This window comes from Clostridioides sp. ZZV14-6387 (assembly GCF_020657835.1).
GTDB classification, from domain to species: Bacteria; Bacillota; Clostridia; order Peptostreptococcales; family Peptostreptococcaceae; genus Clostridioides; species Clostridioides difficile_A.
In genome coordinates, this window is the sequence record NZ_JAGWCW010000098.1 from 1 (window position 1) to 448 (window position 448).

The 448-nt window shown below is 37.5% G+C and carries 1 protein-coding gene; it reads right to left on the minus strand.

Annotated features, from left to right (window positions below):
* The coding region (locus KGF38_RS20040) for a GTP-binding protein (protein ID WP_142797452.1) at positions 1-431 on the minus strand (431 nt) is incomplete at its 3' end.
* Positions 432-448: the final 17 nt, after the last annotated feature.

The following is a 448-nucleotide window of genomic DNA, read 5'->3' on the forward strand; positions in this document are numbered from 1 at the left end:
TCATCTACCATGTCACATTTGTTTAAGAATACTACTATATATGGTACACCAACTTGTCTTGATAATAGTATATGCTCTCTTGTTTGTGGCATTGGTCCATCTGTTGCTGAACAAACTAATATTGCTCCGTCCATTTGTGCTGCTCCTGTTATCATGTTCTTAACGTAGTCAGCATGTCCTGGGCAGTCAACGTGTGCGTAGTGTCTGTTTGGAGTTTCATACTCAACGTGTGCTGTTGATATTGTGATTCCTCTTTCTCTTTCTTCTGGAGCTTTATCTATGTTTGCGAAATCTACTGCTTCTCCTAATTGATATCTGTCATATAATGTTTTTGTTATTGCTGCTGTTAATGTAGTTTTACCGTGGTCAACGTGTCCTATTGTACCTATATTAACATGAGGTTTTGTTCTTTCGTATTTAGCTTTAGCCATTTTGAATTTCCTCCCTT